The sequence below is a fragment of the Suipraeoptans intestinalis genome, from assembly GCF_009696485.1.
Classification (GTDB): Bacteria; Bacillota; Clostridia; order Lachnospirales; family Lachnospiraceae; genus Suipraeoptans; species Suipraeoptans intestinalis.
Genome location: NZ_VULY01000018.1, coordinates 1,238,256 through 1,250,464, shown reverse-complemented (window position 1 = coordinate 1,250,464; position 12,209 = coordinate 1,238,256). Strand labels below are relative to the sequence as shown.

The following is a 12,209-nucleotide window of genomic DNA, read 5'->3' as shown; positions in this document are numbered from 1 at the left end:
CTTCCTCCTTTCAGGTTATGATTTTTGGCTTATGGTTTCCGGTTTACTACGTTCTGCCTGTATTTCCCTGTCTTTTTCCTTCTGCTTTTCCCTGTCTGTCTCTTCCCGGCAGTATTCCAACAGATCTCCCGGCTGACAGTCCAGTTCCCGGCAGATTGCTTCCAGCGTAGAGAAACGGATCGCCTTCGCCTTTTCATTTTTCAGGATGGACAAATTTGCAGTTGTAATATCAATACGTTCCGCCAACTCAGATACTCCCACTTTTTTCCGTGCCATTACTACATCCAATCGAACTCTGATTCCCATTGCAGAACCTCCTATATCGTAAAATCTGTTTCTTCTTTGTACAAAATGGCCTGTAGAAAAACCTGTGACAGCACTCTGCTAAAGACGGCTGCAATAAAAAATACCAGCAGGATGATGGCTGTAGCCCAGGTGGGGACCCAAAGCAGTTTTACAAGAAACAATCCGAAAATCCCCATGCTGTATGCCGCCATAGCATTTAAGCTTTTTACGTTTGCCCTTACAAAGCAATGTTCAGCCAGGACAGACTTTATCATTTTTCTCAATTCATACACGATCAGAATCCCAAAAATTCCCGCAATTCCAAAAACGATCAGATAAAGCAGATATTCCTTCTGTATCGGCCTGATATACCTTTCCCCCAGAAAGCGAAAACTAAATGGAAGTGTGGCAACGATCCCGATTCCGGAAATCAGCATAAAATCCAGCAAATATTTTGTAAATGTTGCAAGCTTTTTATCCATCCTGTTTCTCCCTTTTCCATTCATTCTTTTTTCTAAAATTTGTAGAAGGGTTTTCATCACTTATGACGATGCCTTCCTTTTATTTCCTTTTATTTTTCCTTACCATATCATAATTTTTATCGTTTATCAATATTTTTTTATTGTTTTTAAATCTTATCTTCTTGTTAATCAATATTTTCAAGAGAACACCCCCCGCATGGAAATTTTTGGAAAATTCTTGTATGCGAAGAATCCATCCCAGTTTCTTAAGTACAGCTTCTCCATAGTAAAAGCTGAACGCTTCGTATGGGCTACGGTTGTTCAGCTTTTTTCTTTTATAAGAATTGACATGGGTCATCACCAGGTAAGAGGAAAGTTCCTCTCTCCAAAAATGTGTCTCGTCTTTTTTATTCCCTCTTGAAAAGTTATAACTGTTGTTATATAATAATAACAGTTATAACTGAAATAACAGATATGGTAGGTGAAGAATGAACATACAGATTAATAATGCAAGTGATGATCCGATTTATTTACAAATAAAAAATCAGATAAAAGCACAGATTATTTCTGGCGAATTAAACGTCGGGGAACAATTACCCTCTATTCGCTTTTTAGCGAAAGAGCTAAGAGTAAGCATGATTACGGCCAAAAGAGCATTTGATGAATTGGAGCTGGACGGATTCATTGATTCAGTACAAGGGAAAGGGAATTTTGTTGCAGCACAAAATAAGGAGCTTATTCGTGAAGAATACTTAAAAAAAATTGAATCGAAATTACAAGAGGTAGTTGAACTTTCAGAAATTGCAGGCATTTCCAATGATGTGTTAATAGAAATGCTTCGCAGCTATGTGGAGGGAAAATATGAGTAATTTTGCTATTGAAACTAAAAACTTAGTCAAAAGGTTTGATGGGTTTACCTTGGGTCCGATAGACCTGTGTATTCCAAGAGGCGCTATAGTAGGATACATAGGGCAGAATGGAGCAGGGAAAAGTACGACAATAAAACTACTGTTAGGATTACTTCATAAAGACGCTGGAGAGATAAGAATATTGGATGAAAAAAATCCTAAAAGTATGGAATTAAAGGATAAACTCGGTGTCGTATTTGACGATTTATTAATGCCGGAAGAAATGACATTTACAGATGTGGAAAAATTCTGCTCGAAAGTTTACTCAAAGTGGGATAAAGCGAGATTTCACAGGTTAAGAGAACACTTTCATTTACCAGAAGCACAAATGATAAAGCATTACTCTCGTGGTATGCGGATGAAATTGTCCATGGCAGTTGCCCTATCACATACTGCAGAAATTCTAATTTTAGATGAAGCGACCAGTGGATTGGATCCTATCGTCAGAGAAGAAATTTTGGAGTTGCTACTTGATTTTATGCAGGATGAAAATCATACAATATTTGTTTCTTCACATATCTTATCCGATTTGGAAAAAATTGCAGATTATATTGCTTTTATTCATAACGGCAAAATTCTCTTTATGGAAGCAAAAGATGAGTTAAAAGAAAATTATGGTATTTGTACACTATCTGATAAAGATGTGAAAAATATTGAGGAAACGGCAATAATTGGAAAAAGGATACATGCCTTTGGTCAGGAACTACTCGTGAAAAGGGATCTTATTCCGAAAGGAATCGCCTTACAAAAGCCATCTATTGAGGATATTATGATTTATTTTGTGAAAGGAGAAAAAAGACGATGATTGCACTAATAGTAAAGGATATCGCAGCCTTAAAAAGGACGTTACTGTTTACTATTGCTATTTGTATTGCACTTGCTGCTTATGGAATATATCAAAATGTAATTTTCATGATTCCACTTATTTGTGCAATGATACCACTTATTTTAACAGCCATTGCTTTCGGCTTTGATACGAAATCGAAATTTGAACAGTTTGCCTTTTCAATGCCGATAAAAAGGAGCAGCTATGTGATAAGTAAGTTGTTTTTTTCATTTGTATTCGGACTAATCGGTTCTGTATGTATGTTTATTTTGTTAATAATTCAAAATAAACTACCGGTAGAACATATCGTTTTGATTTCGATCCTCACTCTGGTAGCAACTGTATTCATGTCTGCCGTTCAGTTACCTTTTATGCTTAAATACGGCGCAGAAAAAGGCAGACTCGTTATGCTAATAACCTATTTTTCTATATTTGCTCTGTCAACCTTTCTAAAAGAAAAATCGGATTTCCTCATAAAAATGACAGAAGTCCTTAACAGAGCATCCATGCTGATTATTTGTATGGGAATAACTTTTACAGGGCTGGCTCTCATTGGGATTGCAATAAAATCATCTATTCTAATTATGGAGAAAAAAGAGTATTAGAAAATAGCTTTTTCATATATAAAGTTAGGTCAGGAGGCTAAACTATGGAAATGTATTTCATTTATTTAGCTGCTACATTGTTTTTGATTTTAGGAATAGGAGATCTGGGGCGTAGTTTCATATCTAGGAGTACTACTGATTTTACTACCGGAGAAGTCCTTTCAACTTGGTCGCCTAATCCTGAAGCAGTGAAAAGAGGAAATTCCAAATGGGCAATTTTCAGTTACTCTATCAATGGTAAAAAGTATATATCTAAAAATAGAATACAAGTGTCCATGACCACAAAAGTCGGCGATAAAAAGACGATAAGATACGATAAGAAAAGCCCCGAAAAACTTTACAGTTTCTCTATAAAACGAGGAGTCCTATTATGTACAGTTTCAGTAGTATTGTTTGTTATTGGCAGCTTTAAATTATTATAACCAGCAACAGGTCTGTCTGTCGTCAATCTCTGCTCTCTCGATTTCCAAGATCAGCAGCATATGTTATTTTCTTTAGAACAAACAGAGCCAGACAGATGCTTCTGCCCGGCCCTGTTTTTATTTATTTTTCTGTTATTTCTTCCTCTTCTTCCTCTGAGTCGTCTTTTCTTACCTTTGCGATACTTGCAACCATTCCTCCCTCAGGAAGATTGATCAGCTTCACGCCTGACGTAACCCGACCAAGAACAGAAATCCCTTCGCATCTCATCTTGATGATGATCCCGTCTGTATTGATGATCATAATTTCATCATCTTCATTAACGGATTTAAAGCCTACTACATTTCCCGTTTTTCCTGTGATCTTATAGCAGCGAACGCCCTTCCCGCCTCTGTTTTGTGCGGTAAACTCGTCGATAGAAGTCCTTTTTCCCATTCCCTTTTCAGAAACGATCAAAAGCTGCTCTCCCTGAGAATCCAACTGCATGCCGATCACCTCATCTCCGTCAGCCAGGTTCATTCCCCTGACACCCATGGAGGTTCTTCCTGTGGAACGGACATCCTTTTCATCAAACCGGATACATTGTCCATACTGTGTGATCAGGAAAATATCGCTGTTGTTATCTGTATACTTTACTTCGATCAGCTCATCCTCTTCCCGGAGTGTAATGGCCGCAAGCCCCGTCTTTCTGACATTTGCGTATTCCTTGATAGAGGTCTTTTTTACAAGTCCCTTTTTCGTTGCCATGAAAAGGTATTCTCCGTCCCGGTACTCTTCAATGGGGATCACGGCACTGATCTGTTCTTCCGGCATCAGCTGCAGAAGATTGATGATGGCAGTTCCTCTGGATGTTCTTCCGGATTCCGGGATCTCATATCCCTTCAGTCGGTACACCCGCCCTTTGTTGGTAAAGAACATAATATAATGGTGCGTGTTTGTCATAAACAGCTCTTCCACATAATCTTCTTCGATAGTCTGCATTCCCTTGATACCACGGCCGCCTCTGTTTTGGGATTTAAAGTTGTCCGTGGACATTCTTTTGATATATCCTCTTTTTGTCATGGTGATGACTACGTCTTCTCTTGGAATCAGATCCTCCATAGAGATATCAAACTCATCAAATCCGATATCCGTTCTTCTTCCGTCTCCATATTTGTCACGGATCACCAGGATCTCTTTTTGATCACGGCAAGAAGAAGTTTTTCATCCCCCAGGATCGCCTTCAACTCTCCGATCAGCTTCATCAGATCTTCGTATTCTTTTTCCAGCTTTTCTCTTTCCAGACCGGTCAACGCACGAAAACGCATATCCAGGATCGCCTGTGCCTGTATTTCTGACAGTTGGAATTTTTCCATCAATTCCTGCTTTGCGATCTGCACATTTTTGGATCCTCTGATGATCTTGATTACTTCGTCGATATGGTCCAGAGCGATCAGCAGTCCCTGTAAAATGTGCGCCCTTTCTTCTGCCTTATTCAGCTCATATTTGGTTCTTCTGGTAACAACTTCCTCCTGATGACGAAGATAATGGTGCAGCATCTCCAGAATGTTCATAACCTTGGGTTCGTTATTTACCAGCGCCAGCATGATCACTCCAAAGGTATCCTGCAACTGGGTATGCTTATACAACTGGTTCAGGATCACATTTGCATTGGCGTCTCTTCTTAATTCGATAACGATTCGCATTCCCTCACGACTGGACTGGTCGCTTAGATCCGTGATTCCGTCGATTTTTTTATCCCGAACAAGCTCTGCCATTTTTTCGATCAGTCTTGCCTTGTTTACCATATAGGGAAGTTCCGTCACGATGATATGGCTTTTCCCGTTTGCCATGGTCTCGATATTGGTAACGGCGCGAACCCTTATTTTTCCTCTTCCGGTTCTGTAGGCCTCTTCAATCCCTCTCTTTCCAAGGATGGTTCCTCCCGTAGGAAAGTCCGGCCCTTTTATGATATCCAGGATTTCTTCTACCGTCGTCTCTTCTTTATCCTCCAGACGATTGTCAATGATCCTTACGACTGCGTCGATCACTTCCTGAAGGTTATGCGGAGGGATATTCGTGGCCATTCCTACTGCAATTCCGGATGTTCCATTTACCAGAAGATTGGGAAATCTTGCAGGAAGCACCACCGGTTCTTTCTCCGTCTCATCAAAGTTAGGAGAAAAATCCACCGTATTTTTATTGATATCTGCCGTCAGTTCCATGGATATTTTGCTAAGCCTTGCCTCCGTGTACCGCATGGCCGCTGCTCCGTCTCCATCCACAGAACCAAAGTTTCCATGTCCGTCCACCAGAGGATATCTGGTAGACCATTCCTGCGCCATATTGACCAGCGCTCCATAAATGGAACTGTCTCCATGGGGATGATATTTACCCATAGTATCTCCAACGATACGGGCGCATTTTCTATGGGGCTTATCCGGACCATTATTCAGTTCGATCATGGAATACAAGATTCTTCTTTGAACCGGTTTCAGACCATCCCTCACATCCGGAAGGGCTCTGGATGCGATGACGCTCATGGCATAATCAATATAGGAGGTCTCCATCGTCTTTTTTAAGTCTATGTCATGAACTTTATCAAATACATTTTCTTCCATTTTTTGTTCTCCTGTTAAACATCAAGATTTTTCACATACTTAGCATTTTCTTCAATAAATTCACGTCTCGGCTCCACCTTGTCTCCCATCAGGGTCGTAAAGGTGATATCCAGCTCCGACGTTGCTTCCTCATCCATCGTTACTCTCAAAAGGACTCTGTTTTCCGGATCCATGGTGGTTTCCCACAACTGATCTGCATCCATCTCTCCCAGACCTTTATACCTCTGGATCTTATTATTTCCGTCACGTCCTACTTCTCTTAAAATAGAATCCAGTTCTTCATCGTTGTATGCGTACCAAACCTTTTTGTTTTTTTCCAGCTTATAAAGAGGAGGCTGTGCCAGATACACATATCCTTCCTTGATCAGATCCGGCATAAACCGGTACATGAACGTAAGAAGCAAAGTGCTGATATGAGCTCCGTCCACATCCGCATCTGTCATAATGATGATCTTATGATATCTCAGCTTGGAAATATCAAAGTCATCATGGATTCCCGTTCCAAATGCTGTGATCATCGCCTTGATCTCCGCGTTGCCATAGATCTTATCCAATCTGGCCTTCTCTACATTCAGGATTTTTCCACGCAAAGGAAGGATGGCCTGTTTTGATCTGTCCCTGGCCGTTTTGGCAGAACCTCCTGCCGAATCCCCCTCTACAATGTAAATTTCGCAGTTTTCGGGATTTTTGTCGGAACAGTCTGCCAGCTTTCCCGGAAGGGACATCCCATCCAGCGCAGATTTTCTTCTGGTAAGATCCCTGGCTTTTCTGGCTGCCTCCCTTGCCCGCTGTGCCATTACGGATTTTTCAATGGTCAGTTTTGCCACAGAAGGATTCTGTTCCAGATAGATTTCCAGTTGTTTGCTGACGATGTTGTCTACCGCTCCTCTTGCTTCACTGTTTCCCAGTTTCTGCTTTGTCTGTCCCTCAAACTGAGGATCTTCTATTTTGACACTGATAATAGCAGTCAGTCCTTCTCTGATATCCTCTCCCGAAAGATTCGGCTCGCTTTCTTTTAACAGCTTATTTTTTCTGGCATAATCATTAAAGGTCTTTGTCAGCGCATTTCTGAAACCTACTACATGGGTTCCCCCTTCCGGAGTCGTAATATTGTTTACAAATCCATAGGTATTATCTGTATAGCCATCATTATGCTGCATGGCAACTTCCACAGACACATGGTTGATCACTCCCTCGCAGTAGATCACATTTTCGTACAGAGGCGTCCTGCTCCTGTTCAGGTAGGTTACAAATTCCTTGATACCGCCCTCATAATAGAATGTTTTTTCTTTCTTTTCTTCCAGCCTTTCATCACAGAGAATGATTTTTAATCCCTTTGTCAAAAATGCCATTTCCCTGAAACGCTGCTTTAATGTATCATAGTCAAATACCGTCTCTTCAAAAATGGTATTGTCCGGTAAAAAGGTTACTTTTGTTCCTGTTTTTTCTGCTTCACAGGTTCCCACTACCGTCAGTTTCTGAACGACTTTTCCCCGTTCATATCTCTGTTTGTAGATGTTTCCTTCACTGAATATTTCTACCTCCAGCCAATTGGAAAGAGCATTTACGACAGAAGCTCCCACTCCATGAAGTCCTCCTGATACCTTGTATCCTCCTCCTCCAAATTTTCCTCCGGCATGAAGAACGGTAAATACCACCTCTACGGCAGGAAGTCCTGCCTTCTGATTGATCCCTACAGGAATCCCACGCCCGTTATCTATGACTGTTATGGAGTTGTCCGGATTGATGCTGACAAAAATTGTATCGCAAAATCCTGCCAGAGCCTCATCCACTGCATTGTCTACGATCTCATATACCAGATGATGAAGTCCTCTAAGGGAAGTACTCCCTATATACATACCGGGACGCTTTCTTACCGCTTCCAATCCCTCCAATATCTGAATTTCATCTGCACCGTACTCATGCTGTACTTTTTCTGTACTCATTCTGTTCCTCCTAATTGACTCGACTGATACTTCCCTCTTTTACATAAAATATTTTATTTACTTTGAATTGATGCTTAATAAATTCTTCCACTCCCGTGCAGGTGATCAACGTCTGGATCCCGTGAATACTATCCAGCAGATATTGCTGTCTGTGACTGTCCAGCTCCGACAATACATCATCCAGCAAAAGGATGGGAGTGTCTCCGATTTCTTTTTTTACGATTTCTATCTCTGCTAGCTTCAGTGACAAGGCAGACGTTCTTTGCTGCCCCTGGGATCCAAATTTTCGAATATCGATTTTTTCCATCATAAAACACAGATCGTCCCTGTGGGGTCCCACAGACGTGCTCTTTAACCGGATATCTCTTTCTCTGTTTTTTAAAAGAGCCTTCTCCAGCGGCAGACTCCCATTTCCGGGTTCATAGGAAATATAGATACTTTCCTTCCCTCCTGTCAGGTTATAATGGATAGAAGAAATAATAGAATTTATTTCTTCTACAAATTTCTTTCTTCTTTCTATGATGGCAGTCCCATGCCGGACAAGCTGCATATCCCAGACATCCAGCATATCCTTTTTATCCTTTGACTCTTTTCCATAGATTTCTTTCAGCAGGTGGTTTCTTTGATTGATGATCCTGTTATAATTTGAAAGGTGATTCAGATAGATCTTATCCAACTGAGAAAGTTCCATATCCAAAAATCTTCTTCTTTCGGAAGGACCGTTCTTTATAATATTCAAATCTTCCGGTGAAAAAAATACATAATGAACGATTCCAAATAATTCCGAAGCCTTTTTTATAGGGAACTTATTGATGGCAATACCTTTGGGACTGTTTTTTTTAAATGGATGTCTATTTTATAATCCAGTCCGTTCTTCTCAATGACAGACTCTATATGAGCTTCCTCTTCCCCAAATTTTATAACATCCCTGTCCTTTGTTCCCCTATGGGATTTTGTTGTTCCGGAAATATAAGCTGCTTCCAGTATATTTGTTTTCCCCTGGGCATTATCTCCGTAAAAAATGGTAGGTCCATCTTCCAAAGAGAATTCCAAAAACGGATAATTTCTAAAGTTTTTCAACTTCAAAGATTTAATTTTCAATGTTGATTTCTTCTCCTTGAAAGCTCACGACATCTTTGCCGTATAGCTTTCTTCCTCTTCTATATTCTGTTTCCCCGTTTACTTTCACAAGTCCGTCTGCTATTACATCTTTTGCCTCTACGCCTGATCCTACCAATCCCGCCGCTTTCAGAGCCTGTCCAAGCTTAATATACTCTTTTCTTAATTTTAAACTGCTCATGAAAACCTCCTACACTGCCGTGCTGAAATTTACGGGAAGAATCAGATACAGATAACTTTCCTCTTCATTTTTGATGAAGCAGGGAGCCTTTGGATTCATCAGATAAATCGTGATCTCTTCCTCGTCAATGGCTCTTAATGCATCTATCAAAAATTTAGGATTAAATCCGATCAAAAGATCCTTTCCTTCTTTTTCGATCAGGATTTCTTCATTCATAGAGCCCATTTGAGAATTGATCTGAAGTTCCATTCTCTCATCCTCTATCCGAATGATCACAGGTTTTTTATCCCCTTCTTTTACCAGAAGAGTAGCTCTGTCTATACAATTTAAAAATTCTTTTTTATTAATGGTCACTTTTGTTTCATAATCCTTTGACAGCATCTGATCAATCTTAAAATATTCTCCTTCGATCAGACGGGAAACCACGATGGTTTTATCAAATTCAAACACAACATGGTTATCTGTGTAGGAAATGATCACTTCGTTTTCAATTTCTCCCGATAGGATTTTACTGATCTCCGTCAGAGTTTTTCCGGGGATCACCAGTTTTTTCTCTTCAAAATTTCCTTCCATTTCTATTCTGCGAATAGAGATTCTGTGACCATCCAACGTAGCCAGTCTTAAGTAATTTTCCTTAATTTCAAATAACTCTCCTGTCATCAACTTGTTGGTCTCACTGTCAGAAATAGAAAAAATCGTCTGTCGGATGGCTTCCTTTAAGACAAACTGGGATAGAGCTATGGAACCTTCTTTTTCCACTTTGGGAAGGTAAGAAAATTCTTCTGCTTCTCTTCCGGGAATATCAAACTTTGCTTTTTCACAGGTAATAGAAGTCTGGTTGTTTTCCATACTTCTTATGGTAATATCATTATCAGGAAGCTTCCTTATGATCTCAGACAGGATTTTGGCATTGACTGCGATCATTCCCGTTTCTTCTATTGTTCCTTCTACTTCTGTCTGAATCCCCAATTCCATATCATTGGCAGTCAGCTTTATCACATCAGAAGAAGCATCTATCAAAATACATTCCAGGATAGGCATGGTGGTTCTGGAAGATACAGCTTTCATTACAATAGTAACTCCCTTTAGAAGGTTTGATTTCTTACAGATTATTTTCATGTGAAAAACTCCTTTCGCGATAAAACGTATATAAATATATATATATTATTTTCGTCTTCTTAGTAGTAGAGGCTGTGGAAAAGAGGAAAACCCTGTTTTTCCTTGAGAACTAAGAAGATTTGAAAATGAAATCTCTGTGGATATCAACAGAACAGACTGTAGAAAAAATGTGTATAACTGGGAGCAAAAGAGGAAAAAGAAACCTTGTAAAAAGTTATCCATATCCTATCCCATACTTATCCACATAGAACTAACAGATCTTTGTTTATAATGGGTTAATCTTTTTCTTAATGATACTGATGGTATTGGAGAGGATTTCATCCTCTTCTATATTAGAGGTGATTTTATCCACACCATATTTGACGGTAGTATGATCTTTTCCCCCAAGAATGATGCCGATCCCCTCCAAAGGAGCGTCGGTGAGAGTCCTCATTAGGTACATTGCTACCTGTCTGGGAATGGCGATCTGAGAATTTCTTTTTTTACTTTTCAGATCCGCTACGGAAATATTATAGTGTTCCGATACGACGTCCAGGATCAATTCGGGGGTCACTTCCCTTTTATCTTTAGGAAGAACAATATCTTTCAATGCTTCCATGGCAAGCATGATATCAATGTTTCCATGATTATTTAATTTGTAGAGAGCGATCAGTTTATTTAAAGAACCTTCCAGCTCCCGGATATTGCTCTTTACGTTTGTAGCGATATAATCCAGTACATCATTAGGAATATTGTATTGTCCCAGATGATCCACCTCTATTTTTTTCAAAAGGATCGCCATACGTGTTTCATAATTGGGAGCGGAAATATCTGCTACAATCCCACATGCAAAACGTGTACGGAGCCGTTCTTCCAAAGTTTCTATATTCTTAGGCGGTTTATCACTGGAAATAATGATCTGCTTGGAAGAATCATAAAGGTGATTAAAGGTATGGAAAAATTCCTCCTGAGTGCTTTCTTTTCCAATAATAAACTGAATGTCATCGATCAGAAGCACGTCGTTATTCCTGTATTTGTCCCTGAAATTAGAAATAGAAGATTTGTTGTTGGACTGTTTTCCTGATTTCAGCGCTTCGATCAGTTCATTGGTAAAGGTTTCACTGGTTACATAAAGAACCTTCTTTTTTGGATCCTGCTCTAAGATGTAATTGGCAATGGAATGCATCAGATGCGTCTTGCCAAGTCCTACTCCTCCGTAAATAAAAAGAGGATTGTAGACCTTTCCGGGAGATTCCGCTACTGCAAGAGATGCTGCATGTGCAAAGGTATTGTTCCCTCCTACCACAAAAGTATCAAAGGTATATCTGGGATTCAGATTTGCCATCTCTGCCACAGATCTTCCTTTCTTTTTGGAAACGGACTCTGCAGACAGGTCTTTGAACCGGTCCAGTTGCTCATCGTCTTCAGAAAGAAATACAACGTCGTATTCTTCATTGACGATATCTGCGATGCAGACCTTGAGAGGAAGAAGATATTTTCGTTCGATATATTCCACACTTGCAGCGGAATTAACCAGAAGATAAACGGTAGAATTTGTGATTTTATATATTTTTAAAGGTTTGATCCACGTTTTAAAAGAAACACTGGATAATTCGTGTTCCTCTCTCAGATGTTCTATGATCTCCTCCCATTTTTCTGCAACAACGTCCATTTTCACATACTCCTAAGCTTTTATAATCTAAGAGATGGCATAAAAAACCACTCTCATCTATTCTACATCAAAAAAGAAATATAAGCAA

Annotated in this window: 10 protein-coding genes and 2 pseudogenes; 4 read left to right on the top strand and 8 right to left on the bottom strand. The window is 39.7% G+C overall.

All coding sequences use genetic code 11. The annotated features are described in order from the left end of the window. Nucleotides 1-15: 15 nt before the first annotated feature. Both FYJ34_RS06610 and FYJ34_RS06605 read right to left on the bottom strand, forming a co-directional pair. Nucleotides 16-306, bottom strand: a complete 291-nt coding sequence (locus FYJ34_RS06610) for a helix-turn-helix domain-containing protein (protein WP_154477169.1) — start codon at nt 304-306, stop codon at nt 16-18. Nucleotides 307-317: 11 nt separating this feature from the next. Further along, entirely contained in the window at nt 318-767 is a 450-nt protein-coding gene (locus FYJ34_RS06605; RefSeq protein WP_154477167.1) for a DUF2975 domain-containing protein, read from the bottom strand. Nucleotides 768-1,234: 467 nt separating this feature from the next. Between FYJ34_RS06605 and FYJ34_RS06600 the strand changes: the two genes are divergently transcribed. From FYJ34_RS06600 to FYJ34_RS06585, 4 genes are read left to right on the top strand one after another with little or no spacing between them, the layout of a single operon-like run. Continuing rightward, entirely contained in the window at nt 1,235-1,615 is a 381-nt protein-coding gene (locus FYJ34_RS06600; protein WP_154477165.1) for a GntR family transcriptional regulator, read from the top strand. Then, the gene (locus tag FYJ34_RS06595; RefSeq protein WP_154477163.1) at nt 1,608-2,459 is read left to right on the top strand and encodes an ABC transporter ATP-binding protein; all 852 of its coding nucleotides are present in this window, start codon (nt 1,608-1,610) and stop codon (nt 2,457-2,459) included. Before FYJ34_RS06600 ends, FYJ34_RS06595 begins: the two co-directional genes overlap by 8 nt. Beyond that, the gene (locus tag FYJ34_RS06590) at nt 2,456-3,085 is read left to right on the top strand and encodes an ABC-2 transporter permease (protein ID WP_154477161.1); all 630 of its coding nucleotides are present in this window, start codon (nt 2,456-2,458) and stop codon (nt 3,083-3,085) included. Before FYJ34_RS06595 ends, FYJ34_RS06590 begins: the two co-directional genes overlap by 4 nt. A 44-nt stretch (nt 3,086-3,129) precedes the next feature. Further along, complete coding sequence (locus tag FYJ34_RS06585; protein ID WP_154477159.1) at nt 3,130-3,507, top strand: hypothetical protein; 378 nt, start codon at nt 3,130-3,132, stop codon at nt 3,505-3,507. Nucleotides 3,508-3,628: 121 nt separating this feature from the next. On the opposite strand, the pseudogene gyrA reads toward FYJ34_RS06585, so the two are convergent. The 6 genes and pseudogenes from gyrA to dnaA form a co-directional block, all read right to left on the bottom strand. After that, nucleotides 3,629-6,105, bottom strand: a pseudogene (gyrA, locus tag FYJ34_RS15150) (DNA gyrase subunit A). Nucleotides 6,106-6,119: 14 nt separating this feature from the next. After that, nucleotides 6,120-8,051, bottom strand: coding sequence for a DNA topoisomerase (ATP-hydrolyzing) subunit B (gene gyrB / locus FYJ34_RS06575; protein ID WP_154477158.1), 1,932 nt, complete (start codon nt 8,049-8,051; stop codon nt 6,120-6,122). A 10-nt stretch (nt 8,052-8,061) separates the two neighbouring features. Continuing rightward, nucleotides 8,062-9,152: pseudogene (gene recF, locus FYJ34_RS06570) on the bottom strand (DNA replication/repair protein RecF). After that, a complete protein-coding gene (locus FYJ34_RS06565) occupies nt 9,142-9,351 on the bottom strand; it encodes an RNA-binding S4 domain-containing protein (protein ID WP_154477156.1) in 210 nt (69 codons plus the stop codon). Before FYJ34_RS06565 ends, recF begins: the two are co-directional and overlap by 11 nt. 9 nt (nt 9,352-9,360) lie before the next feature. Next, the gene (gene dnaN, locus FYJ34_RS06560; protein ID WP_154477154.1) at nt 9,361-10,470 is read right to left on the bottom strand and encodes a DNA polymerase III subunit beta; all 1,110 of its coding nucleotides are present in this window, start codon (nt 10,468-10,470) and stop codon (nt 9,361-9,363) included. A gap of 265 nt (nt 10,471-10,735) precedes the next feature. Next, the gene (gene dnaA, locus FYJ34_RS06555) at nt 10,736-12,121 is read right to left on the bottom strand and encodes a chromosomal replication initiator protein DnaA (RefSeq protein ID WP_154477152.1); all 1,386 of its coding nucleotides are present in this window, start codon (nt 12,119-12,121) and stop codon (nt 10,736-10,738) included. Between the last annotated feature and the right edge of the window lie 88 nt (nt 12,122-12,209).

Excerpts from the sequence above, each read along its gene's own strand:
- FYJ34_RS06605 (WP_154477167.1), bottom strand. The coding sequence starts at position 767 with ATGGATAAAAAGCTTGCAACATTTACAAAATATTTGCTGGATTTTATG.
- FYJ34_RS06590 (WP_154477161.1), top strand. The coding sequence starts at position 2,456 with ATGATTGCACTAATAGTAAAGGATATCGCAGCCTTAAAAAGGACGTTA.
- FYJ34_RS06565 (WP_154477156.1), bottom strand. The coding sequence starts at position 9,351 with ATGAGCAGTTTAAAATTAAGAAAAGAGTATATTAAGCTTGGACAGGCT.
- dnaA (WP_154477152.1), bottom strand. The coding sequence starts at position 12,121 with ATGGACGTTGTTGCAGAAAAATGGGAGGAGATCATAGAACATCTGAGA.
- gyrB (WP_154477158.1), bottom strand. The coding sequence starts at position 8,051 with ATGAGTACAGAAAAAGTACAGCATGAGTACGGTGCAGATGAAATTCAG.
- FYJ34_RS06610 (WP_154477169.1), bottom strand. The coding sequence starts at position 306 with ATGGGAATCAGAGTTCGATTGGATGTAGTAATGGCACGGAAAAAAGTG.
- FYJ34_RS06595 (WP_154477163.1), top strand. The coding sequence starts at position 1,608 with ATGAGTAATTTTGCTATTGAAACTAAAAACTTAGTCAAAAGGTTTGAT.
- FYJ34_RS06600 (WP_154477165.1), top strand. The coding sequence starts at position 1,235 with ATGAACATACAGATTAATAATGCAAGTGATGATCCGATTTATTTACAA.
- dnaN (WP_154477154.1), bottom strand. The coding sequence starts at position 10,470 with ATGAAAATAATCTGTAAGAAATCAAACCTTCTAAAGGGAGTTACTATT.
- FYJ34_RS06585 (WP_154477159.1), top strand. The coding sequence starts at position 3,130 with ATGGAAATGTATTTCATTTATTTAGCTGCTACATTGTTTTTGATTTTA.